A 23,366-nucleotide genomic window follows, 5' to 3' on the forward strand; every position below is an offset into this window, starting at 1 on the left:
GACAGAGGACAGTATCCCCTGCCCTCTTCTTCCGGACCTTGCTCTTATCCTGATTAGACAGCTGCTGTTGTTGCTCTACTATTCAATTATCGCTGTTTTATACCCACTTTTTCGGTGGTCATAGCGAAGAGGCTCCACCCGTTCCCATTCCGCACACGGTCGTTAAGCTCTTCTGCGCCAATGGTACTGCACGGGCAACTGTGTGGGAGAGTAGGTCGCCGCCGAATTCTTTATAAAAAAAGGGACAGTCCCCACAAAAGGGACTGTCCCTTTTTTTTGATATCGCACCAAACCAACTCATCTGTCTCCGATGATTTGCAACCGGCCATCGACGCTTGGCCGTATCGCGTTTACGGATGAGCGGACAATATCGGCCAGGGCCTGGGTGCAACTCAACCCAATCGCTCGAAACGGACGATCGGCCAGCAGTGTGTAACCGTCGCCGCCGTGCGTGAAGAAGGAACTACCGGCCACTCGATATGAAGCCGAAGGATCGACAGGCTCAAAGCCATTTCCGGAATCGACTACTACATCCCCAAGACTGCCATCTCGCCGATAAACAACGCGCAACCCGGAGCAATGCAAAAGACTGGTTCGCCGTATTTCCAGGGGATTGGTCAAACGGTCCGGAGCCGTCAGGGCGGAGGCTGAAAGTTCAAGAACGCGCAAAATATCCCGTCCGGTCAAATCAAAAACACAAAGGGCACCACCAAAAGGCAGGATGCGGTATACAGCGGCCAGATCGATGGAGCCGGCTGTCCAAAAGGCATCGCCCGCCAGCTGACTGGCGCTGATCAGGGCCACGTCAGATCCGGCTCGCTGCCGCAAGGCATCAGCTACGAAATTGGCCAAAGACGATTCCCCTTCGCTCACGATTCCCCTCCTCCCGTCGGCGTCTACTGCCAATTCGCCGACGACACAAGTCAGGGCGGTCTGCACTTTCGCTTCGGCCCGATCAAGATACATCTCCACGTTCGGGTCGGGTTCGACGTTCTGGTCGATCGGAACGAGAGTCCACTTCGTTTTTTCCGGATCAACCCGTCCGTCCCGCAGGGTTAGCGACAAATGCCCCAACGATGCTCCAGCCGTTCCCGCCTGAGTAACCAGCGTTTGCCAACCATCCGGAGAGCCAATAATCTCCGGACGGCTGGTCGGAGTGTGGGAATGGCCGCCGAAGATGGCATGGATACCCGATACCCGAGCTGCCACCTGGCAATCGCTCGGGGTGCCGATATGAGTCAGGGCAACGATGACCTCGCAGCCTGTAGCCCTGAGGATGGCCACCTGCTCCTGAGCCGTTTCGATAAGGTCTCTGGTCTTGAATAGAGGGTCGGGAGCAAGCCTGGCACCGGGCCCGGCCATAGCCAGTCCGAATACGCCGACCCGGGTCCGGCCACTGTTGAAAACCGCGTGGGCGGTAACGGTGCCCGCCAGGTTCGAATGAGCCGGTTCGAGATTTGCAGCCAGGATGGAAAATGGAACAGATCCCAAGACCGCTCCGGCAAGATCAGGTCCGGATTCGAACTCGTGGATGCCCGGCACGGCAGCGACAAAGCCGGCCATGTCCAAAGCCGTCATTTCAGTCTCGCCACCGAGCAATTCAAGTCCGGGCCCCATGAGATCCAGACCGGCCACCAGTGGAATGACGAGAGTCGGGCCCTCCTGTTGAAGCCGCTTGATGATCGTCGCCGCACGCGCTATGCCGCCGCGTTCAGATGGGGCTTGTTCCCCTGCCATGAAAGGCCGAAAGGGGTGGAGCCGTCCCAGAAAATCACTCATAGTCACGATGTGGATGGTCATACTTCTCCTTGATAAAAATTCGCTTCGGGCACATGTAGCATATGCTCGCCGATCAGTCCGCTCTAACAAATCTTCCCCGAATAATGTCAACGACGGGCCCGAACCGCCGCCTCACCTAGCAGACCCATCCATTGTCGAGATCATGTGTCTGCCCTTTATCCGGGCCGAACGGTGCATCGGGCTGCTCAGCGCAGCAGTGCGTCGCCAAACGTTCAATGAACTCGACAACAAATTCATTCACCTGTTCGGTGCCACCTTCGCCGATCGTATTTCCGATCTTTTGCTACGCCAACAGGCCACGGAAATCTTGATTCATAAAGCCATCCGTGATCCCTTGACCGGCCTGCTTAACCGCGGTGCCATCATCAATCGCCTCGAGAGTCAACTCGCTCTCTCCCGGCGCGACGGCCAACCATTGAGCATCATTTTATTGGATATCGATTTTTTTAAAGTCGACAACGACAGCTACGGTCACCTGCCCGGCGACGAGGTGTTGCGAGAGATAGCCCATCGTCTCAGTGCTGAAACCTGCTGCAGTGATAGCCTCGGGCGCTTTGGCGGAGAAAGATTCCTCCTGGTCCTCTATCCCTGAAGCGATAGAGACGCCGTTGTCTCGGCGGAACGGTTTCGCAAATGCATCGCCTCGGAACCTTGCACTATCTCCGACAACAACACCCCTCTCCAAATCACCGTCACCATCAGTCTGGGAACAGCAACAAGCGGACAACCAAACGACGTAGGCATGCAGGACCTTCTCAAACAAGCCGACAACGCCCTCTATCACGCCAAATCAACCGGCCGCAACCGACCACGACGATTGACGCTCCCGGTACCGAGCAAACAGTGCCGGACCAGAGCCGCTGCTCAACCCTTTCTGTCTGCTTTGCCACCCGATTCAACCCATATCAGTGCCTGCCAAGATAATACTCGTCAGTCATTCTGATCCATTACCGTTCTCACCATTATCCGTCTTCTGTACACCTCGACGCCGGGCCTGAGACAATCCCCCCGGCTTTTTCCCTACGTGATTCGCGTCTGCACGATTGTTTGTCGACCAGCATATCGGCCTGGAAGGCAACGGCACCGACATCGGTTTCTACACCGAAATCCGGCACCGATCACAACGCCTAATTTTTTTAATCATTGAAGAAAACGACGTATCAGCTGGTCCGTCTGGGAATAGACGGTTTCAATCCGGAACAGCAGATCCTCTAGCCACTCCGGCGATACGTCGCCATCACGGCACCCCGTTTCCAACTCGACGAACAACTGCTGCAATGAAGCGGCGCCGATAATTGCCGCTGTCCCCTTCAGTTTGTGGGCCTGGGCGACATTCTCGGCTGTGTCTCTTTGTTTGATGAATTTCGCCAATTGTTTGAGATAAGAGGGCATCTCCTGCAGAAACAGACGCAGGATTTCCTCGAGCATCGCCTCGTCACCCATCAAATGATCGAGCAGGCCGTGATGTTCTAACACAATGGCTCCGCCCTCCGCATCGCCGGCAACGGTCTGGGCCTCGTTCATCTGACCGGCAGCCTCACCCAGGCCATCTGCCTCGACAGCCTCAAGGGGGGCTTTGCCCGGCAGCAACCAACGCTTGATGGTTTCGGAAACGGTTTTCGGATTCACCGGTTTGGCCAGATAATCATCCATCCCGGCGGCCAGACAGGCCTGTCGATCCTCTTCCATTGCATAGGCTGTCAAGGCGATGACCGGTGTCCGGGATACCTGTCGGTTGATTTCCTCACGTCGGATGTGTTGGGTTGCCTCCAGTCCGTCCATCTCCGGCATCTGCACGTCCATGAAAACCAATTCGTAGGTCGCTCGCTGCAACGCCGCCACTGCCTCCATGCCGTTGCTGACCGTATTGATCCTATAAAAGCCTAATTTGTTGAGGATGCCGATCATGATCTGGCGATTGATTTCATTATCTTCGGCCAACAGAATCCGTTTTTGCCGGTGATGTCTGGCAATAGGCGTCATTCCCTCGGTTTCAGCGCCCCGGGAGTAGCTCGACCTTTTACCGGTCAGCAGGATCGCCAGGCTCTCAAGCAAGTCGGCATGACGTATCGGCTTGATCAGATGGGCTCCCCTCTGAAGCCCCTGAAACAGTTCCGAACCGTCGATCGATCCATCCAAGGTCGACATTGTCAGCACGTTGCTGGCGGACAATTGCTTTTCCGACCTGAGCGCATCCAAAAGCGCAGGCCCGCCGCGGCCGTGCAGATTCAGATCAATAATGATCACCGTGAATGGCGCACCGCCCTGCTCCGCCCGGCGGATCTGCTGCAGTGCTGCCGCAGCGCTGTCTGCTTCTTCGACGGTAGCTCGCCAGAAGGTTAGTTGCCTGGTCAGAAATCGCCGACAGGCGGCACTGTCGTCGACGATCAGGATCCTGTGCCGCTCGATTTCAAGCAGCCATGACGGACTTTCTCTTTCTTCACCGCCGGGACGGAATGCAACGGTAAACGTAAATCGAGACCCCTGCCCCGGTTGGCTGCTCAAAGAGATCTCACCACCCATTAACGTGACCAGTTGTTTGCATATTGCCAGACCAAGGCCGGTGCCACCATATTTTCGGGTTGTAGAAGCATCCGCCTGAGTAAAACTCTCGAAAATGCTACCCTGTTTTTCAACGGGAATGCCGATGCCGGTGTCACTGACCGAAAAGCGCAACAGAACAGCATGCTGCGCCTGATCCAGCAACTCAACGTCGATGCACACTTCACCGGCAACGGTAAATTTGATGGCATTGCCCGCCAGATTCAGCAGAACTTGGCGCAGGCGGCCCGGATCACCGACCAGGCGGCTCGGTAGCTCGGGAGCTGCCGCACAGATCAGCTCAAGTCCCTTCTGATCAGCCCTGATGGCAATGGTTCGAGACAGGTCATCGAGCAAGGTGTGCAGATCGAACTCCACCTCCTCGAGTTCGATCATGCCGGCCTCAATTTTTGAAAAATCAAGAATATCGTCGATAATAATGAGCAACGATTCGGCGCTGATTCGAACCGTTTGCGCGTAGTGCCGTTGATTATCGTCGAGGTTGGTCCCCAGAAGCAGATCGGTCATACCGAGCACACCGTTCATCGGGGTGCGGATTTCATGGCTCATGATCGCCAGAAACTGACTCTTGGCCTTACTGGCTTCTTCCGCTTCCTCTTTGGCCCGTTTCAATTCTGCTTCGGCACGTTTTCGCTCGGTAATATCCCGACACACGCAAAAAACCATCTTTTGGCCACGGACATAGACTGCATTCGATCCGATCTCGACATCGAAAGTTGAGCCGTCCTTCCGCCGATGACGAGTTTCAAACATTTCCCCATTCTCATCAACCAGTCCGACCATTGTCAACAGATGCTCACGGTCCCACTGGTCATCCCAGTCCCAAACATGCAATCGAAGGACCTCGTCCATGGTATAACCGAGCATGTCGGCATAACTCTGGCTCGCCTCGAAAACCCCGCCGTCCTGATCGAGAAGGACGATTCCGTCTCGTGACTGCTCGATCAATATTCGTCGCCGGACCGACTCTTCCCGCAGGGCCTCCTCGGCCTGCTCGAGTTTGTCTATTGATGTCGTTTTTTGACGCAGATCGCGAAGCATCTGGTTGAACGCTACGGCCAGTGCCCCGATCTCATCTCGGGTCCTGACGGCAACCTGGTGATTCCATGCCCCTTCGGGAATCAGTTTCGTCGCCTCGATCAATTCATGGATCGGTCGCAACGTATAGCCTATCAGCACCGACGAAGCGGCGACGAAGATCAACAGGATAACCGCGGCTATGGCAAAGAGTAGATTGACCGTCCTAGTCAGTGTGGCCATGGTCACTCGATACGGGATGGCGATAGCGACGAACCCGAGCTGGTTATCGGCAAAAGAGAGCGGCACCAGAATCGTTTCATACTCTTCGCCGAAACGATCAGACATCGTGACGATTCCGGCACCGGCAAGAGAACGATCAGCAGCACCCAGGTCGCCAAAGACAATATCTCCGCCGACCTGGCCGCCATCCCGGTTGAAAACGGCAAAACCGAGCTTGATCTCTTCCCGGAAGGCATCCCACAACTCGGCAAGACTGCTTTTGATTATGAACCCGCCGATATGCTCACCGGCCGTAGTCCCCGGCAAATTGACCGGAGTCGTATAGTCGAGGCGAAAAACAATCGAGGTTTCAGTACCATCTACCCGCTCGAAAGAGATCCACTGCGCTTCGACGAATTCCCGGGGAAAGGATGCCAGTAGCGAGACTTCCTTTTCATCGTAATATCCCTGCTGGTTGATCAAAAACAATGTGGTACGGCCGTTTTCCTCAACTCTGAACAGGCCGCCGATCTCGGCGTTATACAGATAGCGCAGAAGACCGGGCTGTCCGGTGTCATTGGGATAATACATGCCGAAAGATGCGGCATGAAGCGTTTCGGCAAAAGTATAGAGATTGCTGACCAGATTGCTGTCACTGACGGACAGCCCACTCCTCAGGAGATTTGTCTCCGTCGTTACCATTAAGGCGACATCGGGCTGGTTTGAAAAATACTGATAGTGCTGAAGAAAACCGGAAAGATAGGTGTCGATTCGCCGCTGGAAGTTGATCGAAGCCCCGGTCAGACGCTGCTCGTTTTCTCGCGTCGTCTCGATATAATTGAGATAGATGGCTCCGGCCATGGTTGCCAGCGCTGTCAGGAGGACCAGGACAAACGTGTAGATGATGAGTTTGAATCTGATCTTCATCGCCGATCTTACCGACTTTCCATAAGCCTTAGAGACACCTGCGGTTTCGACCCATCGAAAAGCCGATCACCGATGCGCCGCGGCACCGATCAACTCTTCATGACTCCTGGCGACTTGTTCAGGACCGATCTGCAGTTCGAACAATTGATGCACCAGGAGTTTATGCGCCTCGGCCTGGACCGGCGGCAGAATCTGGTCCCAATAGAGTTGTACGTTCTCCGCTTCGTCGAAGATGCGGGCAACCCGGCGCGCCAGCGGGTTGGTGACATAGTCGTCGGCATTGCGTACCGGCGGAACGAATCCCTGATCGGCCAGCGCCTGGAAATACTCGGGCGAGCAGATGTAATCGCGGAGAAACGACATGGCAGCTTCCGGATCTGCGCTGTCCGCAGATACCGAGAGGTAATCCTGGCCCGGACTGCCGATCAGGCTACGGGTCGTCCCCTGTCCTCCGGCAACCTCCGGAAAGACAAAAAAATCGAAGGTGTCTCTGATCTCAGCAGGCAACTCATTGAGAACTCCGAGAAACCACGTCCCCATCAAGTACATGCCGGCCTGGCCTGAAATGATCAGGGAATTCCAATTTCCCGACTCGTCACGCTGGCGATTGAAGCCTTTCGGAAAAAAATCTCTTCTGACCAGATCCTCTAACATCTCGCCGGCCTGGATGAAGGCCGGGTGCAGAAATGACTGGCCGGCCTGACCGGCGGAAGCGTTGCGAAAAAGGTCGGGGCCGCCGACTCGGTCGACGAGATACATATAGAAGAACGACCCAGGCCACTTGTTCTTGTTGGCTAATGCAATCGGTATTATACCGTTTTTTTTTAATATTTCACCGACACGTAAAAATTCTTGCCAAGTTTTCGGCGGCTGCAGATGATACCGGGCAAAGACATCTTTGCGATACCAGAAAAAAACACCTGCCAGGCCGCTGTAAGGAACACCGTAGACTCGACCGTCAAACGTGACTGGATCAAGGGCAACGGGTAACAAAACGTCTTTGGCCCGATCGACTATGGGGTCCAAAGCAATAACCCGGCCCTGTTCGACAAGAGACTGAATTGAGCTGGCGCCCCAATTGTGGAAGAGATCGGGGGCCTGGCGATTCTCAACCGCAGTACGCAGTTTAAATTTGTAAAAATTATTATCGAAATGGACCGACTTCAGATGCACCCCTTCGGTTTCTTCGGAAAATCGGGTAGTCATCTGATCGGTCAAAGCACAGAACGGCGTGCCGGGATTTATGCTCCACAATGTCATTTGCTTCTCACCATGGCAGACCTCTGCCGAGATAAAAAAAAGCGTGAGGCAGATCATCAGAAAACAACCGTATCGTTCTGCTCTCGTCTCCATCTCATATCCGTTTTTGGGTCGACGCCACGGCAATCGGCTCCTTGTGCACGACACTATCCTCAGGCCGGAAGCAACCAAACCGTCCGTCTTATTTAACCTGCAATGGATACGAAAAGTCAAACTCAGGCGGGATTTTTGTCCCCGGAATCAAGGGGAGAGATGGACCCAACAGACGATACGGCGCTGCCACTCAATGTGGCCCCGGACATAATCGCTCGGCGTAACCGAGCAGGGTCGGGGTATCTCCGTTACGGTTCTTGCCGGCCCGCGCCGTCGCCATGACGACACGGGCCCTGTCCATGAACGGTCCGGATTTATATGAAACTTCAAAGCTTCATGCTTCGTTGTGACGCCCCGTCATTGGGGTTAGCTCATTGACTAGCGGCCTATCTTCTGCAGCGCCTGCTCGGCGGCGATGGTAATCGGCTCGGCGCTCGGCTCCGAAGAAATGTCCGGGTTGCAGGCCGACGTAAAGGTGGTCAGCTCCGCAATGGTTCTGCCGCCCAGGATAAAAGCACTGACCGCATCAATTTCCCGGGCCGGCGCGATATCGTAACTAACGATCTGACCGCCAATCAGGCGCTGATTGTCACGGTTGAATACCAGTTTAATCTTCCATGGCCTCACCCCCGGAATCATGCCATGTTTACTTCTCGAATCAACGACAGCTGAGACCGTGGCTATCCCTTCCTGAGCGGCCCGCTCTTCGGTGAGGCCGGTTGCCGCGATGGTCATGTCGAACATCTTACACCCACCGGCATCGATTACTCCGGGAAAAGCAACGCTATAGCCGGCCAGACGTTTGGCGGCCAGTCGACCCTGGACGACGGCTGGCCCGCGCAACTGTCCCGGGGTGGGCTTGCCGGTCAGGAAATTGATCTTCTCCACGCAATCACCACCGGCCAGGATATCGGGGTCGGACGTTTCCTGGAACTCGTTTACCTTGATGCCGAATCGTCCCATTTCCAAGCCGATGCTCTGGGCGAGGCCGACGTTGGGGCGGACGCCGACATTCATGAACACGAGGTCGGCATCGAGTACGACGCCCGAGGCCAATTCCACCCCGACCACCTTACCGTTTCTTCCGACCAGGCGTTCAACCCTCTCGCCGGTCAGGATATGCAGCCCCTTTTCCTCGAGGTATTGTTTGACGAATGCGGCCATATCCCGGTCGAGCATTAGCGGCAGAGGGCGATCCAACAATTCCACAACGGTGATAGCAAATGCGGAACCCGGCTTCTCGGCCAGCAAGGAGGCAACCTCCATGCTGATAAAACCGGCCCCGATACAGACAATCTTCCCGTTTTTCGAGCGATCGAGCACTTCTCTGATTCTCTCGGCGTCGGGCACACCACGCAAAGTCAGCACCCCGTCCAGATCGCTGCCCTCGATCGGCGGCACAAACGAACGCGCCCCGGTGGCCAAGTACAGCTTATCATAAGCAAGGGTTCCGCCAGTCGACGTTTCAACCTTTTTCCGCTGCGAATCAACGGCCGTCACTTCATCGTGAACCACCGTTATACCCGCCCCTTCAAGCATCTTGTCCGGAACCACGATCGATGCACTGGTGACCAGACCGGCCACAACATGAGGAAGCGCTCACCTGACGATGAAAAATTCCTCTTTGCGGATCACCGTAACGTCCACCGACGGCATCAGTTTCTTTGCCATCATCGCCGCCGGGCCACCCGAACCGCTGCATCCGACAATGACCAATTTTTCACCATCTTTCATAACGCCTCCTCTCTGTCTGACCTATTGGTTGCTGAAGGACGCGATACCAGTCACTTCCTCCGGCAGCTTTCTTCCCGGGCATTCTCTTTGTCCCGCGACGACGCTACTGTTCCAAGCATATACTCACAACGAACTCAAGTCAAACACCGGCCGCTCCAAAGCCATCAATATCCGAAATCGCCCGCCACCTCCTTCTTGGAGTACCTCTTTCCTGTTGCCTCTGGGGCGTTATCCTGGCATTGCTAAGGTTCGACGCCTGAGCCTGCTGCGTAATCCCGACAACTATTGGCCAGCTGCAGCGACATCCCCGCTCACGACAGGAGAACGCCCCTGACCGACAGGTTTTCCAGGAAAAACGTCATGGTGGAAACAACGCGCTCTGTTCTTGTCACACCGACCCTGTCACTGCTGTTGACCACACCATCATGGTCCGAACCGGTCAAACTGGCGGTATTCCAAGCCAACGATCCGGCCAAGCTCCATCGCGTGATAGACGTCATAGCCCGGTATCGCGTTGCCGGAAGCAGTCCATTACGCGGAAAAACTGCGAACAATTTTTCAGGCTCCCCTTAAGAGCACCGTTTCGCCGGCCCGATCCGCATGACTGCGAGTTTCGGCGTCGCTCAATACGAATGGGGAGAAAGCGTGGACACCTTACTGATACGGGCGGAAAGCAATCTTTATCAGGCCAAACGGGCAGGCAGGGATGTTGTCGTTGCGGAGGGCGGCAGCAAAAAGCGAGGGATTGAAGCAATCGCCTGATGGGCAAGCACCGGGCTTACCCATCAGGCTCTCTGGAGCGGTTTACAACAGACTGGCGATAGCTTCACGCTCGCCGACCAGTTCGGCCTCGGTTTTAGCCATCATATCACGGCTGAACTCACTGATTTCGAGCCCCTCGACGATCTTCCACTGACCGTTTTCACAGGTAATCGGGAAAGAATACATGATGTTTTCATCGATGCCGTAAGGATTGCCGGCGGCAAAAACCCCCATGCTCACCCACTTGCCGTTACTGCCAAGGGCCCAGTCCCGCATATGATCAACTGCGGAACAGGCTGCGGAAGCAGCACTCGATGCGCCCCGGGCCTTGATGATAGCCGCCCCGCGCTGTTGCACGGTGGGAATGAACGTGTCCACATACCAGTCGTTATCCACTACCGACTTGACCGCTTTGCCGTCAACGGTGGCATAGCTGATATCGGGATACTGAGTCGCCGAATGGTTGCCCCAGACCACCACCTTCTCGACCTTGGTGGTATGACTGCCGGCCTTTTCAGCAATTTGTGACATGGCCCGATTATGGTCGAGCCGCATCATCGAAGTGATATTTTTCGGATTGAGGTTCGGCGCATTTTTCAAGGTGATCAAGGCATTGGTGTTGGCCGGGTTGCCGACGATCAGCACCTTGACATCTTTTGATGCATGATCGTTGAGAGCCTTGCCTTGGACGGAGAAAATTTTAGCATTCGCCTCAAGCAGGTCGGAACGCTCCATACCCGGTCCCCGTGGGCGGGCACCTACCAGGAATGCGTAATCGACATCCTTGAAGGCAACGTTCGGGTCGTCACTGGCGACGATTCCGGCCACCAGCGGGTAAGCACAATCCTTGAGTTCCATAACAACGCCGTTGAGCGCGCCCATCGCCGGCGGTATTTCAAGCAGCTGCAGGATTACCGGCTGATCAGGTCCAAGCATATCGCCATGGGCTACTCGGAAAATCAGGGAATAAGCGATCTGACCGGCGGCTCCGGTAACTGCTACACGTACTGGTGCTTTCATCTTCATCCTCCTCGATAACGTTTATTCGTTCGCATTGAGCCTCTTTCCGCATCGTGCCGGTATCGTCCAGTCGGTTACCCCGCCGGGAGATGTGGACAAGACAGCCATATATCTGTTGTGGTTTTACCAGTTTGCCGAACGGTGGTACAAGCCTGCTAAATTCCAATCAGCTCATTTGTAACCAATTGGAAACACGGAGGCAAAAATCGGTATCTGGAAAATCCCTCGTTATCTTAGTCCATCAACAAGCGGAAAGCAAGAGCAACCACCTGGTATTACCAGACACCAACTACACCTATCCGGACAACGCCCTCCCCCGATCAGACCTTCTCATCGATCGCCCGCTGAGAAGGCAGGGATCATTAGAAATCTTCGAGTCGCCGTCCTCTCTCGATAATTTGGCCGACTTCACGACAGCCGTTCTGCACGGTTCTGGCCATCAACACAACGTGATCAACCACCGGATCATCCGCATCGAGCACCGCGTCCGCCTGTTCCAGCAACTCCTGGCTGGCGTGCAGCAAGAGGTGCAACCGTTCCTGCAATTGCTTTCTCTGTTCATGTTTGCGCTTTTCTTCCCTGAGCAGCGGCATGATTCGCTCGATCGACGATTCGACCAGCGTATCGCGAGGAGTCTGAAACCGTTTCGAGACCCGCTCGAGATTTTCCAGGGTCCGCCGGGAAATGACATAGGTCTTCGCTACCCGATCGTCCGTCGTACCATCACTCTGCACCGCATCACGTGCCAACGCGTGGAGGGCCTGAGTATCGTCGACCAGATGATCGACTATGGATTTTTGTTTAATCCCCAGCTGCCCGGCCAGCAGGCTCAAGGCGTCGATACAACGGGGCGACAGCTTAAAGGTGGTTCGTACTGACTGCCGCCCTTTCAGGTCGGCACCATACGTCTGCGAAACCAGCATCACATCGACCCGTTCTCGTTCATCTTCCATGCCTGCATCCACGTATGAGCAAAGTAATTATTATCATATCGGCTCGGCAACTATTGATAACAACACGATTGCGCACGAACCTCGATGTCATCATACCAGGTTCCCAAAAACGATAAAACGAAAAAGAAAGCGAGCATTCACGAGCGATTGGGCTCTTGTTTTTGCTTTACAAGCGATTGTATTCCTGGTCTGCTGAAAGGGCTTCTGCTCCATGGGGAACACGATGGAGCAGATCAAACCAGGCATTTATCGCAAATATCTCAGCCCGGGCTTTGCATGAAACGACTTTTTCTCCACGGCCTTGACTCCTCCGGATTCGGCACCAAAGGGAAATTTTTCGCCGAGACCTACCCGGACGTGTTGCGTCCCGACTTCGACGGTTCACTCACGGAACGGATGGAACGGTTGCGTGCCATTGTTGCCGATTTGCAGGATCTGATCATCGTCGGCTCAAGCTTCGGCGGCCTGATGGCAACCTGTCTGGCCGTGGAACGGCCTGAGTTGGTCAAACGCTTGATACTGCTGGCACCGGCCCTTAACTTCAAAGAATATCAGCCGCCATCAACCAAATTGGCAACACAGGCCATTCTCATCATCGGCCATCACGATACAGTCACACCTCCGGATATCGTCATCCCGGCCGCCGAGGACACCTTCGCCCGGCTGGAGACGGTCATGGTCAATGACGATCACCTGCTCCATGAATCTTTCCGGCAACTGGACTGGAATACCCTGCTTGCCTGACTAACGGTTTTTCGCCCCATCCGGAAAGACGGAAACACACCGGCCTATCGGAGCTGTTCAAGCAAGCAACATCGAGTCGTTGGCCAACGCTTCTCCCTGGATAAGATAAAACTGCTCGAGAAGATCCTCGACGCCCAGCCGGCGCTTCTCCTCCCCGCCGACATCGAGAATGATCCGACCCTGGTGCATCATGATCAATCGATTGCCCAGCGTCAGCGCGTGCCGCATGTTGTGGGTGATCATCAGCGACGTCAACCCTTGATCGGCGATGATCTCACGGGTCAACTCCAGGATCTGGCGCGCCGTTTTCGGATCGAGAGCGGCGATATGTTCGTCGAGCAGCAACACTTCCGGCCGCACCAGCGTTGCCATGACCATGGTCAGTGCCTGCCGCTGCCCACCCGAGAGCAGACCAACCCGGTCCTGAAGCCGTTTTTCCAGGCCGAGCCCGATCCGCGCCAACTCCTCGCTGAAACGCTGGCGATCCCGAATGCGCACACCCGGGCCGAGTCCCCGCCGCTGACCGCGCCGCGCGGCAAGAGCCATGTTCTGCTCGATGGTCGCCGATGGGCAGGTGCCCAGCAGCGGATCCTGGAAGACCCGGGCGATCAGGGCGGCCCGACGATATTCGGGCCAACGGGTCACGTCCCGGCCGTTGATGACAATGCGGCCCGCATCAAGAGAAAAACCGCCGGCTATGGCATTGAGCAGGGTCGACTTGCCGGCGCCGTTGGAGCCGATGACCGTGACGAAATCACCGTCGTCGATGGTCAGGCTGAGCTGGTCCAGGGCCCGTACCTCGTTAACCCCGCCCTGGTTAAAATCTTTCATGCATCCTTGCAGCTCGATCACCGGAACCTCATCTTCTGCCTCAGTTGCGGGGCAATCAGCGCACCGATGACAAGCAGCGCGGTGATCAGGTTGAGATCACTCGGGCTGAACGAAAATCCTCCTATCTCCAAGGACAACGCCAATGCGATGGCAAACCGGTAGAGCACTGAACCAAGGACCACGGCGATCACCGCCCGGACGATCGAGTGTGCGCCGAAAACGGTCTCACCAATAATCACCGATGCCAGCCCGGCAATGATCGTGCCGATCCCCATGCCGACATCTGCGGCACCCTGGTTCTGGGCGACAAGGGCACCGCTGAGCGCCACCAGACCGTTTGACAGCCCGACTCCGACGATGATCACGACATGGGTATTGACGCCCTGACTGGTGATCATTTGCGGGTTGTCGCCGGTCGCCATCAGGGCTTGGCCAAACGCAGTTTTCAAGAACCAGACAAGTACCGCCATGACGATACCGGCAGACCAGGCGAACACCACCAACCCGGCCAAATGAGCAGGTACTCCGAGGGCGACGACTGGATCAAATACCGTGGGCGAACCGATCAGGGCGATATTGGGACCGCCCATAATCCGGATATTGATGGAATACAGGGCGATCATGGTGAGGATCGAGGCGAGCAGGTGCAGAATCTTGAATTTCGTGTTGAGCAGCGCCGTAACGGCACCGGCGGCAAAACCGCCGCACCCGGCAAAAAACAGGGCAAGATAAGGAGAGAGCCCGCCGGTAATGGCCACCGCGGATATCGCCGCACCGAGTGGCAGACTACCGTCAACGGTCAGGTCGGGAAAGTCGAGGATGCGAAAGGTCAGGTAGACTCCGACCACCATGATCCCGTAAACCAGCCCCTGTTCCAGAGCTCCGAGGGCGGCATAGACCGTCATTGCAGCAGATCAGCCGGCAACACGTCAGCGATAGAGCTTGGCCGCACGATCGAGTAACTCCTGGGGTGGCGGCGCAGCCATCGCATCGGCCGCTCTGAGATTGATGTGCAATTGCAGATCTCGCTGAAATTCTACCGGCAGCTCCGAGATCTTGGTACCCGCCAGAATCCGCCTGGCCATGGCGCCGGTCTGCCGGCCGTGCTGGTAATAGTCGAAGCCCATCGCGGCAACGGCGCCGCGCTCGACCGAATCGACATCGGCGGCAAAGACCGGCAGCCGATTCTCGGCTCCGACCTTGAGCACCGATTCGAGAGTGGCGACGATGGTGTTGTCGGTCGGGATGAAGACCGCATCACACCGGCCGACCAAGCTCTTGGCCGCTGCATGGACATCGGCTGTTTTGGCCGCGGTTGCCTCAACCACCTCGACACCCGCTTCGGTACTGAGTGCCCGCAGGCTGGCGACAGTGGCCCGGGAGTTGGCCTCGCCGCCATTGTAGAGGACGCCGAGTCTTTTGATCGACGGCCGATAGGTCAAAACCATCGCCAGGTGCTTGTCCAAGGGAAGAAGATCGGACACACCGGTGACAAAATCGCCGGGCCGCTCAAACGCCTCCACGAGACCCGCCGCCACCGGATCGGTCACCGCGGTGAACAGGACGGGTCGTTTCAACGAAGCCGGCGCCTTGGACATGGCCTGCACGGTTGCCTGGGCCGACGGGGTGGCGATGGCCAGAAGCAAATCGGCACGTTCACCGACCATCTGCTGGCCGATCTGGGTCGCCGTTCCCATATTGGCCTGGGCATTGTGCACCTTGAAGCGCGCTGTCACGCCGTGCTCCTGCAGATCGTCCTGGAACCCCTTGAGCACGGCGTCCAAGGCCGGATGTTCGACAAATTGGTTGACGGAAATAAGATATGAGTCAGCGGCATGGCCCTGCCCGGCTACGGCCAGACAGATGCCGAAAATCATCGTTTTCAGGCAATTCATTGCACTCCTCCGATAGTGGTCCATCATCGATGCCGGCCGACGATGCTCTTCATGGGCGATACACGGGAGAGAACAATAGCCCTAAATCGAATCGGGGGCAAGCACTCTCACCGCTGCCGCCCCGACGCACGCTACAGCAAACGCATTCCGGATGGAGAATCGAGTTCAGGAGAAATCATTACGGAGCTGACGCACGGTTTGAAAGACCGACAACGGGCTATGGTCGGTCAAGCCATGCCGAGCCGCCAGTGTATCGATCAGTTCCTTCTGCTGGACCCTCAGAAACGGATTGGTCTGTAATTCCTCGCTGACGGCAGACGGGCTTGACGGCCTCTCGGTTCGCCGTAGTTCGGCAACCGCCTGCAGCCGCTCGCCAATGGCGCCATTACCCGGCTCCAGCTGCTGCGCGAAACGCAAATTGACCATCGTATACTCATGACCGAAATAGAGGCGAGTCCGCTCGCCGCAGGCAACGATTTTTGCCAGGGAGTCGGCCATCTGGGCGGCCGTACCCTCGAACAGCCGGCCACAGCCGGCACCGAACAGGGTATCGCCGACAAAAAGGTGCTCGCCGAATCGATACACGACACTGGTTGTCGTATGTCCCGGCGTCTGCATGATGCTGCACTGCTGGCCGCAGACAGTGAACTCGTCGCCGTCGTCAAGCAATTCGTTGAGCAACGGAATGCGCTGCCGGTCCGGCCGAAATCCGACGACGCGAAGATCGGGAAACTCATCGAGCAGCTCATCAATCCCGCCGACATGATCCTGGTGATGATGGGTGCACAGCACCGCCGTCAGCTTCAGCCGGCGGCCCTGGACCAGACGCAGTACCGGCCAGGCCTCGGCCGGATCGACAACCGCCGCCTCACCGGTGGCATCGTTGACAATCAGATAGGCATAATTATCAAAGAGACTGGGGATAGTGATTACGTCCATGGTCGTCTCCACTTGGTTGGAGTGACGTGTCGACATCGTGACCGATGCCATTCTTGCCTGCTGCCGATACATTTGTTACACCATAACCAACAACGTTCTCTTTTCCAGTACGAACACTTCCCGGTCAACCAATGATCTATCGACGTTTCGGCAAGACCGGCCTGGCCATGCCGGTCCTCAGCTTCGGCTGCATGCGAAGCATGCACGCCTGGCCGGATGATCCGGCCAAATCGATCCCGACAACGGCCCAGCGACAGCTGACGGCCATTGTCGAAGAGGCCCTGGTACACGGCATTACCCATATCGAGACCGCCCAGGGCTATGGCTCGTCGGAGCGACAACTCGGCACAATCCTAACTAATCTGCCGCGCCGCAGCTACCTGCTGCAGACCAAAGCGCCTCCCCGTTCGGATCCTGAAGACTTCACCGCATCGGTCCTGCAGTCCCTCGAACGGCTTCGAGTCGACCGCCTCGACCTGCTGGCCATCCACGGCATCAACGATCATCGTACACTATGGCAGAGCTGCCGGAAAAACGGCTGCCTGGCGGCCGCCCGCAGACTGCAGGATCGTGGTATCATCGATCATATCGGGTTTTCCGGCCACGCACCGCTGGAAGTAATCCGAGCGGCGGTGGAGCACGAGGAGGACGGCGGCTTCGATTATCTCAACCTGCACTGGTACTATATCTTCGATGTCAACCGACCGGCCATCGAGGCCGCCGCAGCCCGGGACATGGGGATTTTTATCATCAGCCCGACCGACAAAGGCGGTCACCTGCACAGTCCGAGCAAACCGTTGCGCGAGTTGACCAGCCCGCTGTCTCCAATGCTCTTCAACGACTTCTGGTGCCTGCAGCAGCCCGGCATCTGCACCATCAGCATCGGCGCGTCGGCACCGGAGCACTTTGCTGAACACCTGCGAGTACTGCCGCTGCTCGAACAGCAGTCGACTCCGCTGCTCGACGGCATCGACGGTCGGTTGCGCCTGGCCATGGCAGAAGCGACCGGCACCGAACGGCCCGATGCGCACTGGTTGCGGATGCCGTCCTGGGACAACGCCCCCGGTCTGATCAACCTGTCGATGGTCATCTGGCTCTACAACCTGCTTCGCGGGTGGGGCATGAAGGATTACGCCAAGGCCCGCTACCGGATGCTGGGCCGGGGCTCGTCCTGGGTACCCGGAAACCATGCCGGCTCAACGGCGGCAGTCGACTTTTCCGGCATCTCCACCAATGCCGCCATGACGAGCGGCGAATTAAGAAAACTGCTGATAAAGGCCCACCGAGCCCTCAATTGAAAACCGATCCCAGCCGCGGAGGATTATTCCGCCGATTATGACTACCGATCAAACAGAACTACTTGTCGGCCGTGTCATATTCGCGTCTGGCCTTTTCCCAGGAGTCGTTCATCGCCTGATAGGCATCTGAAAATCCCTTTTTCATCTGTTCCCAGGCTCCGGCAGAGCTATTTTTGAAACTTCCATACCACTCGGCAAGTTCCTTTCTCTGCTCGCGCAGAGTTTGCAGGTTAGCCCTCGCTTTCTGACGGGCAGCCTGGGTCATCTTGTCCCAGTTATCGTCAATGCGACGTTCCAACTCGCCAATTCTCCGATCAAGCTTCGTGAGTGCCTGCCCTGCCTCTTCGATCGCCTGATCGCGCTGCTCAACGGTGTATTGTTGCAGGGTTGTCAACAACTCTTTCGTTTCCTTTTTGACATCCTGACCAGTCACCGTGTCATTGTCGGACTGCGCCTGTGCTATTGACAGGCAACCGAACAACATCAGGGCGATAACGTTAAGAAAGAAAGTATTTTTTCGCATAGTCGGTCTCCTGAATGGAAAATGATGAGCTCTGTTCTTGTCCCGTACTCACTATGAGGCCGTCCGTTTCGACTGTCAATCACCATTCAAACGGGCTTCTGTAGAACCCAAGAACGTTTTCGCTCCCGGAGAAATCATGCGACGCCAATGAGAGAGGAGATACACCGTGCTGACAGGAACCAGAGAACTGCGCCCTAAAACCAGAATTCCGGGTACTTTCTCGTTTTCGGAATATTATTGATAACCAGCGCCACCACCAGCATGATCAACGACCCGGCGGCGACCGGCATCAGCACGTAGAGAAACCCGAGACGATGGATGCCGTCGCCGCCGAGCACGGCAATCAGGGCCGTGGCGCCTCCGGGCGGATGCAGCGTCTTGGTCAGGTGCATCACGGCAATGGCCAGGGACACGGCCATCGCGGCGGCGACAAAGGGGGTCCCGCTCAGCAATTGCCAGACGCTCACACCGATGATTGCCGACAATACATGACCGCCGACCAGGTTGCGGGGCTGGGCCAGCGGGCTGCGAATGGCGCCGTAGATCAAAACCGCCGAAGCCCCGAACGAGCCGATCAGCAACAACAGTTCACTCTGACCGAGCAGCCGGTAATGGACCAAGGCGACGGCAGCGATCCCGAGAAAACTGCCGACCCATGACCATAAAATTTCGGTGGTGCTCACCCGGGGCGGACTCTGTCCGGCGCCGCGCATCTTCTGCAGAAAAGTCATGACCGCTCTCCTATCCCGAGCAGGCAATGGCAATGCACCAGGTCGGTACGAGTGACGATGCCGATCGGTTGCCCGTCGGGATCGACAATCGGCAGCCTGTTGATGCGCTTTTTGGCAAACAGCGCTGCCATGTCGGCCGCATTGATCTCCGGCCCACCGCTGATCGGCGGCCGGGTCATAATCTCTCCCACCCGGTGATTGCGCAATGCTGTCACCAGACAGCCCTCGTTGTTCAGACAGTGAGAGATGATCTTCATAAAGGTCGGCTCCAGACCAACGCCCATCCGCAGCAGAAAATCCTTTTCCGACAGCACACCGATCAGCAGTCCCTGATCATTGACCACCGGGGCCCCGGAAATACCCTTTTCGGCCAGCAGCAGCGCCGCCTGCTGCAGATCAAGTGCGTGGTTGAGGCAATGAACCGGCCGACTCATGATCTCTCCGGCCGTCCGGTGTCGGGTCAGGCGATCGACGGCATGGTGGTAGGCGAGCAAAAAAATTTCCCGGAAATCGCCTGGGCTGATATCGATGTACCCTTCAATGTCCCGCATCGCCTCGACAATATCGGTTTCACTGATCTCAATCTGGATATCGTCTGCTAGCCGGCGCTCTTTCATTGCTGTTCCTCTCTCTTGGGAAAATGGTAATCGCACTAGAAACATATAAAAATATTTTATCTTTGACTTAAGTCAAATGCTACACGACAAAGTCGTACTATGCTAAAAGAAAAAGAGGCGTTGACAACCCCGCAATCTTGTCAGGCTATCTTCAGACACGATCGAGACGTAAAGACCTCCAATCATAATCGCTTTTTCAGGCGATCAATACCCGAACAGGAGACCAGTATGAAACTCGACAGAAGAACCTTCCTTCAGGCGGCCATCGGCAGCGGCTGCGCCTATGCCCTCGGCCTGCAGTTTTTCGATCTGGCCGGTCTCTCGGAGGCCCAGGCGGCAGAGTTGACCGAATTGGTCCGCTCGACCTGTTCGCCGAACTGTACCGGGGCCTGCGGCTTCAAGGCGCAGGTGGTCAACGGCAGGATCAGCACGCTGATCCAGGCCGCCGACTATCCCGAGCAATCCTATAACCCACGCGGCTGTTTGCGCGGCTTGTCGATGATGGATCTGATCTACGGCAAGGACCGGCTCAAATATCCGCTGATCCGCACCGGTGCCCGCGGCAGTGGCGAGTTCCGCCGAGCCGGTTGGGACGAGGCCCTCGACTATTGTGCGGCCAAGCTGACCGAGATTGCCGAGAAATACGGCCCGGAGGCTATCGCCACCACCGTCCAGGTGCCGGGTACCGGCTACGTGCAGAAAGGGGCGATGGTGGCCCTGGCCGGTCTGGCAAACTGGACCATGCACCACGGCTACGACCAGAACGGCGACCTGCCGATGTTCTGGCCGATGACCTTCGGTGTGCAGAGCGAAGAGCTGGAATCGCTCGAGTGGCCCAACGCCCGCACGACCATGATCTTCGGTTCCAACGTGATCCAGACCCGGCTGCCCGATGCCCATCACCTGATCGAGGCCAAGCGGCGCGGCCGGGTCATCGTCGTTGATCCCGATTTCTGCAGTACCGCTGCCAAGGCCGACCACTGGTTGCCGATCAAGGCCGACACCGATGCCGCCCTGGCCCTGGGCATGGCCCGGGTGATCATCGACAACGGCCGCTACAACCGGGCCTTCATGCAGGACTTCACCGATTTTCCGCTGCTGGTCCGCCGCGACACCGGCAAACGGCTGCTGGCCGAAGAGACCGCCGTCCTGGCCGAGGCAGCCCGGCAAAAGGAAATCCCCGATTATCGCCGCTGCTTCGTCGTGCATGCTGGCGGTTCTCTGCAATTGCTCGATCCGGAAGACCTGCGGCCGACCGACGCCGACCTGGAAGGGGAGTTCCAGGTGGAGCTGATCGACGGTCGGCGTATTGTCGTTGAAACGGTCTTGACCGCACTGCGCCGCACCCTGACCGATTATGATCTCGACCGGGTCGCCGAAATTACCGGCCTTGATGCTGATCAGATCGAGCAGGTAGCCCTCGATGCGGCAGCCAATACGCCGCTGCACATCATCTACGGCGCCTCCAATTACCAATGGTACAACGGCGATCTCAAAGGCCGCGCGCTGTCCCTGCTGCCGGTGCTGACCGGCAGCATCGGCGTCAGCGGCGGCGGCATCTCCACCTACGCCGGTCAGTATCGCATCCGTTTCAACCTGAAGAGCTGGTGGTTCCCGGAAGGCTCAAAACTGAACTGGGTGCCGTACCTGCACTTTCTCCAGGGTGACGGACCCGGCTACCCGAAACACGGCATCAAGGCCATGGTCGGCGGCTGGGGCAACCCATTCGACCAGCACAACATGAGCAACATTCTCAAGGACCGGGCCACCTCCGGCGAGCTGGAATTCATCCTGACCACCGATTTTCAGATGTCCACCAGCTGCGTCTGGTCGGATGTGGTGCTGCCGGCCCCCTCCTGGTATGAAAAGCACGACCTGACCGCCACCATTCTCCATCCCTATCTGCAATTACAGCAGCCGGCCATCAAACCGTTGTTTGAGAGCCGCTCGGAACTGTGGATCTTCCGGGAACTGGCCAAACGGCTCAACCCGGCCTTCGAAAAACACTTTTACCCGGAGCTGGACGAAAACGAGGCGGCCATCAAGGCCATCGAGGTTCTACTGGCCACCGGCGGCAGAGAAACCGAAGGAATCACGCTGGAAATGCTGCGCCGCGGACCGATCCGCCTCAATTCCCCGGCCCCGGACAATCGCCAGATCCCGTTCTACGAGGAAGTACAGCACCGCCGGCCGTTTCCGCCGCGCAGCTATCCGGCACCGCTGACGGCAACCGCCCAGTTTCTGCGTTCCGGACGCATCGAGTTCTACAAGGACGAGGATCTTTTCCTCAGCGAAGGCGAACAGCTGCCGGTCCACAAGGAAACCTACCTGGAGACCGAATACAAGGTCAATCCGGACAGTCGCGTTAGCTATCGGCTGCGTTTTGTCACGAAAAACTCGCTGTATCGAGTCCATTCCACCCATTCCAACAATTCCATTCTGCTCGAATTGCAGGACAACAAACCCAAGGTCTTTCTCCACGAGGCGGATGCTCACGAGCGACACATCGACAACGGCGATCTGGTCCAGATCTACAACGATCGGGGGCAGACCAGGGCCAATGCCGTCATCGATCCGGGCTGCAGCCGGGGGACGGCGATTTTCGAGGAGGGCTGGTGGTCACGCTATCTCGCCGAGGAAGGCTACAACACGCTCACCTGTCCGTGGATCAAGCCGTTACATGAAATCTATTTCGTCCCCGGCATCTGGTCTCCGACCACGGTGTGGAACGAATGCCTGGTAGACGTCAGGAGGATCAGCGCATGAAAATGGGAATGGTCATCGATCTGGAAAAATGCATCGGCTGCCGATCCTGCATGGTGGCCTGTAAGCAGCATAACGCCCAACCGCCGAACACTTGGTGGAACCGGGTCTTCACGCCGGGCAGTCACCGCCACCTGACCCCGCCGGCCAAGGGGGTCGAGTATTTTCTGCCGGTGCACTGCCAGCACTGCGAGAACGCCCCCTGCGAAAAGGTGTGCCCGGTGGGCGCCACCTACCATGCCGAAGACGGCGCGGTACTGATCGATTTTGAGCGCTGCATCGGCTGCCGCTACTGCATGTCGGCCTGCCCATACGGGGTGCGCCAGTTCAACTGGGAGGACCCGGAAACGGCGCATCAGCGAGCCGGCTATCAGGAAGACTACCGCTTCGGCTACCCGGAAGACCATCGTCATCACGGCCGCCTGGTTTACACGCCGCTGCGCCCGAAAGGGGTTGTCGAGAAATGCACCTTCTGCGCCCAATACCGTGACCGGGGAGAATTACCGGCCTGCGTGCGCGGCTGCCCGGGCAAGGCCCGCTTCGTCGGCAACCTGGACGATCCGGACAGTGAAGTGAGCCTGATGGTCAAGAACCGCAGCGGTTTTTCCCTGCTGCCGGAAAAAGGGACCAAGCCCACCGTTTTCTACCTGCCGCCCAAAGTCAAGGAGGTGTAAC

General features: G+C 57.0%; 20 protein-coding genes, 1 rRNA gene and 1 pseudogene. 8 read left to right on the top strand and 14 right to left on the bottom strand.

Annotation, left to right across the window (positions count from 1 at the left end; translation table 11 throughout):
* Positions 1-110: 110 nt before the first annotated feature.
* Positions 111-227: ribosomal RNA gene (rrf, locus tag BUC26_RS03380) — 5S ribosomal RNA — on the top strand.
* Positions 228-297: 70 nt separating this feature from the next.
* Here the strand turns inward: rrf and BUC26_RS03385 are convergent.
* Complete coding sequence (locus BUC26_RS03385; RefSeq protein WP_073373437.1) at positions 298-1,800, bottom strand: bifunctional metallophosphatase/5'-nucleotidase; 1,503 nt, start codon at positions 1,798-1,800, stop codon at positions 298-300.
* Positions 1,801-1,942: 142 nt separating this feature from the next.
* Between BUC26_RS03385 and BUC26_RS24050 the strand changes: the two are divergent.
* Positions 1,943-2,743 (top strand): annotated as a pseudogene (locus tag BUC26_RS24050) (GGDEF domain-containing protein).
* Between the two features lie 197 nt (positions 2,744-2,940).
* Here the strand turns inward: BUC26_RS24050 and BUC26_RS03400 are convergent.
* From BUC26_RS03400 to BUC26_RS24365, 4 genes are all read right to left on the bottom strand, one after another.
* The gene (locus BUC26_RS03400; RefSeq protein ID WP_073373440.1) at positions 2,941-6,528 is read right to left on the bottom strand and encodes a hybrid sensor histidine kinase/response regulator; all 3,588 of its coding nucleotides are present in this window, start codon (positions 6,526-6,528) and stop codon (positions 2,941-2,943) included.
* 66 nt (positions 6,529-6,594) lie between these two features.
* A complete protein-coding gene (locus tag BUC26_RS03405) occupies positions 6,595-7,881 on the bottom strand; it encodes an extracellular solute-binding protein (protein ID WP_073373441.1) in 1,287 nt (428 codons plus the stop codon).
* Between the two features lie 378 nt (positions 7,882-8,259).
* The gene (locus BUC26_RS03410) at positions 8,260-9,465 is read right to left on the bottom strand and encodes an NAD(P)/FAD-dependent oxidoreductase (protein WP_244155774.1); all 1,206 of its coding nucleotides are present in this window, start codon (positions 9,463-9,465) and stop codon (positions 8,260-8,262) included.
* Between the two features lie 15 nt (positions 9,466-9,480).
* The gene (locus tag BUC26_RS24365) at positions 9,481-9,615 is read right to left on the bottom strand and encodes a tryptophan 7-halogenase (RefSeq protein WP_143165894.1); all 135 of its coding nucleotides are present in this window, start codon (positions 9,613-9,615) and stop codon (positions 9,481-9,483) included.
* A gap of 360 nt (positions 9,616-9,975) precedes the next feature.
* Between BUC26_RS24365 and BUC26_RS22885 the strand changes: the two genes are divergently transcribed.
* Together BUC26_RS22885 and BUC26_RS22890 are read left to right on the top strand one after the other, a co-directional pair.
* Positions 9,976-10,188 carry a hypothetical protein gene (locus tag BUC26_RS22885; protein ID WP_143165895.1) on the top strand — a complete coding sequence of 71 codons (213 nt, stop codon included), beginning with the start codon at positions 9,976-9,978 and terminating at the stop codon, positions 10,186-10,188.
* A 27-nt stretch (positions 10,189-10,215) separates the two neighbouring features.
* Positions 10,216-10,377, top strand: coding sequence for a nucleotidyl cyclase domain-containing protein (locus BUC26_RS22890; protein WP_143165896.1), 162 nt, complete (start codon positions 10,216-10,218; stop codon positions 10,375-10,377).
* 42 nt (positions 10,378-10,419) lie between these two features.
* On the opposite strand, the gene BUC26_RS03415 is transcribed toward BUC26_RS22890, so the two are convergent.
* A complete protein-coding gene (locus BUC26_RS03415; RefSeq protein ID WP_073373442.1) occupies positions 10,420-11,397 on the bottom strand; it encodes a malate dehydrogenase in 978 nt (325 codons plus the stop codon).
* 362 nt (positions 11,398-11,759) lie between these two features.
* Complete coding sequence (locus tag BUC26_RS03420; RefSeq protein WP_084540420.1) at positions 11,760-12,350, bottom strand: hypothetical protein; 591 nt, start codon at positions 12,348-12,350, stop codon at positions 11,760-11,762.
* 276 nt (positions 12,351-12,626) lie between these two features.
* Between BUC26_RS03420 and BUC26_RS03425 the strand changes: the two genes are divergently transcribed.
* Positions 12,627-13,094, top strand: coding sequence for an alpha/beta hydrolase (locus BUC26_RS03425; RefSeq protein WP_073373443.1), 468 nt, complete (start codon positions 12,627-12,629; stop codon positions 13,092-13,094).
* A gap of 57 nt (positions 13,095-13,151) precedes the next feature.
* On the opposite strand, the gene BUC26_RS03430 is transcribed toward BUC26_RS03425, so the two are convergent.
* From BUC26_RS03430 to gloB, 4 genes are all read right to left on the bottom strand, one after another.
* Positions 13,152-13,946, bottom strand: coding sequence for an ABC transporter ATP-binding protein (locus tag BUC26_RS03430; protein WP_073373444.1), 795 nt, complete (start codon positions 13,944-13,946; stop codon positions 13,152-13,154).
* On the bottom strand, positions 13,943-14,830 hold the full coding sequence (locus BUC26_RS03435; RefSeq protein ID WP_073373445.1) for an ABC transporter permease: 888 nt from the start codon (positions 14,828-14,830) through the stop codon (positions 13,943-13,945). Before BUC26_RS03435 ends, BUC26_RS03430 begins: the two co-directional genes overlap by 4 nt.
* 24 nt (positions 14,831-14,854) lie before the next feature.
* Entirely contained in the window at positions 14,855-15,820 is a 966-nt protein-coding gene (locus tag BUC26_RS03440) for an ABC transporter substrate-binding protein (RefSeq protein ID WP_073373446.1), read from the bottom strand.
* Between the two features lie 165 nt (positions 15,821-15,985).
* Positions 15,986-16,810, bottom strand: a complete 825-nt coding sequence (gene gloB / locus BUC26_RS03445) for a hydroxyacylglutathione hydrolase (protein WP_161949795.1) — start codon at positions 16,808-16,810, stop codon at positions 15,986-15,988.
* A gap of 80 nt (positions 16,811-16,890) precedes the next feature.
* Between gloB and BUC26_RS03450 the strand changes: the two genes are divergently transcribed.
* Entirely contained in the window at positions 16,891-18,057 is a 1,167-nt protein-coding gene (locus BUC26_RS03450) for an aldo/keto reductase (protein ID WP_073373448.1), read from the top strand.
* 58 nt (positions 18,058-18,115) lie between these two features.
* Here BUC26_RS03450 and BUC26_RS03455 read toward each other — a convergent pair whose 3' ends face one another.
* From BUC26_RS03455 to BUC26_RS03465, 3 genes are all read right to left on the bottom strand, one after another.
* Positions 18,116-18,580 carry a sll1863 family stress response protein gene (locus tag BUC26_RS03455; protein ID WP_073373449.1) on the bottom strand — a complete coding sequence of 155 codons (465 nt, stop codon included), beginning with the start codon at positions 18,578-18,580 and terminating at the stop codon, positions 18,116-18,118.
* Between the two features lie 194 nt (positions 18,581-18,774).
* Entirely contained in the window at positions 18,775-19,311 is a 537-nt protein-coding gene (locus tag BUC26_RS03460; protein WP_073373450.1) for an HPP family protein, read from the bottom strand.
* On the bottom strand, positions 19,308-19,928 hold the full coding sequence (locus BUC26_RS03465; protein WP_073373451.1) for a CBS domain-containing protein: 621 nt from the start codon (positions 19,926-19,928) through the stop codon (positions 19,308-19,310). The genes BUC26_RS03460 and BUC26_RS03465 overlap by 4 nt, the downstream gene beginning before the upstream one ends.
* A gap of 228 nt (positions 19,929-20,156) precedes the next feature.
* On the opposite strand from BUC26_RS03465, the gene BUC26_RS03470 reads away from it, so the two are divergent.
* Positions 20,157-22,694, top strand: a complete 2,538-nt coding sequence (locus BUC26_RS03470) for a molybdopterin-dependent oxidoreductase (protein WP_073373452.1) — start codon at positions 20,157-20,159, stop codon at positions 22,692-22,694.
* Positions 22,691-23,365: a 4Fe-4S dicluster domain-containing protein gene (locus tag BUC26_RS03475; protein ID WP_073373453.1), complete on the top strand. Its 675-nt coding sequence runs from the start codon at positions 22,691-22,693 to the stop codon at positions 23,363-23,365. Before BUC26_RS03470 ends, BUC26_RS03475 begins: the two co-directional genes overlap by 4 nt.
* Position 23,366: the final 1 nt, after the last annotated feature.

It is taken from the genome of Desulfofustis glycolicus DSM 9705 (assembly GCF_900130015.1).
Lineage (GTDB): Bacteria > Desulfobacterota > Desulfobulbia > Desulfobulbales > Desulfocapsaceae > Desulfofustis > Desulfofustis glycolicus.